Annotated in this window: 2 protein-coding genes; both read left to right on the top strand. The window is 60.1% G+C overall.

Annotation, left to right across the window (positions count from 1 at the left end; all coding sequences use genetic code 11):
* Positions 1–667, top strand: a 667-nt coding sequence (locus AC1DEY_RS23065) for a LysR substrate-binding domain-containing protein (RefSeq protein WP_476870028.1), incomplete at its 5' end; no start/stop codon positions are given.
* Positions 668–872: 205 nt separating this feature from the next.
* Positions 873–1,859, top strand: coding sequence for a VOC family protein (locus AC1DEY_RS23060; protein ID WP_476870027.1), 987 nt, complete (start codon positions 873–875; stop codon positions 1,857–1,859).
* Positions 1,860–1,933: the final 74 nt, after the last annotated feature.

Raw genomic sequence — 1,933 nt, 5'->3', positions numbered from 1 at the left:
GATAACGACGGCGCAAATGGCGTTCGACCCGCTGAGCAGTTCCCGGGAATTTCATATTCTTGGCACCGACTACGCCACTGCCCGGGTCGGAGCGCCTCTGCTGCGATTGCTGGCCACATCGGCGCCGAGCATCCGCATTCGTTTCGACCATGTACTTGCGGCTCATGTCGACGGGGCACCGGATTCACTTCGGGATGTCGACGGAATGTTTCTCCCGCATGGCTATCTCGCCCAGCAACCCCATCTGAATGTCTTGACTGACGAATGGGCCTGCGTTGTGGCCTGCGGGTCGCCGGAGGAACCCACACCGCAGCAGCTCCTTAAGTCGCCCTGGATTATGACCGTCAGCGGCCGCGGCGCCTTCACCCCCGCCGCCCGCCAGTTGCAGATCGCGGGAATCGATCCCGCCGTCACAACCATCACACCGAATTTCTTCGTCATTCCGGCGCTGCTGGAGGGGACGGGCAAGGTGGCTCTGATGCTGCGCTTGTTGGCGGAGAAGGTCGTGCACATAACCGAGACGCTCCGGATTGTTCCGCCGCCTATTCCGCTTTCGCCGATCTCGGAAGCCTTTTGGTGGCATCCCGATAAGGAGCATGAACCGGCTCATCGATGGCTGAGACAGCAAATGTCGCGAGCCTGCGAACCTCTTTTGCCCGCTGATTAATCGGCACCATCAGCAGCAGCGCGGGTCAACCAGTCGGAACATCTTTCAGGCAAGTAATGCGGTGGCTGCTGCCGTGGGATCGATATTAGAAAACTTGATATCGCTTATCCGTAAATGTCGCTTCCCTAATAGTTTGACCTGGATCAAAGTGGAAGTACCTGGCCAGCACAACCCCTGAAAAAATCTGCTGTAGAGAGAGTCAACAATGATCCAGCTCCTTTCCCACCTGTCCCACATCGAGATCTACGCGACCGATCTGGAAGAGTCTGTCCGCTATTACKAAGAGCAGGTCGGACTGCGTGTAGTCGACCGCGCCGACGGCAAGGTCTACCTGCGGTGCTGGGGCGACTACTACGCCTACAGCGTCGTTCTGGTCCAGGGCGACGAACCCGGCATGGTTTCCATGGCCTGGCGCACGTCCAGCGAGGAAGCGCTTCAGGAAGCAGCCCGCAGGATCGATGCCACAGCGTACGCCGGCGAATGGAAGGAAGCCGGTGCGGGTCTTGGGCCTTCCTACGTTTTCACAGGTCCCTTCGGACACGTGATGCAGCTCTTCTGGGAGGTCGAACTGTACAAGGGCGAGGGTGAATTCGCTTCCGTTTACCCGGACCGGCCCTCAAAGCGCAACGACCGCGGTATTGCTCCCCGCCAGTTGGACCATGTCACGATCGCCTCTCCCGATATCGAGGGATTCGCAACCTGGTACAACGAGGTGCTCGGCTTCCGCATCATGGCGTACGCCGGATTCGAAATCCCCAACATCACCTTCTTCGGCGTGCTGACCACGAACGAGAAGTCACACGACCTGGGAATTCTGCTGGACGCCTCAGACCGCCCCGGCCGCATCCATCACTACGCGTTCTGGGTGGACAATCAGGCCGAGTTGGTGCGTGTGGCCGACCTGCTCATCGAGAACGGAACACCGATGGAGTTCGGTCCCGGCGTCCACGGGATCGGCGAACAGGACTACCTCTACTTCCGCGAGGCCAGCGGCCTGGGCATCGAAGTCAACACCGGCGGCTACCGCAACTACGTGCCGGACTGGAAGCCCAACCGGTGGACCCCCGAGCTGGGCGCCAACGACTTCTACTGCAACGGGGAGCTGCCCCAGTCCATGCTCGAGGCCTTCCCTCCGGCTAACGCACCGACTGCCACCGAACAGGGACTCGTGCCCGAAGCGAAGCTGAGCTGATCCAGAAAGCGGCGCTCAAGAAACTCGTCTTCCAGAACTGACGCATGTGGACCACTTTCCGGGCTGGTTAGAGC

The organism is Arthrobacter sp. 05T47, from assembly GCF_056395825.1.
The sequence above is the reverse complement of the archived record's forward strand: the minus strand, read 5'-3'. Positions and strand labels throughout refer to the sequence as shown.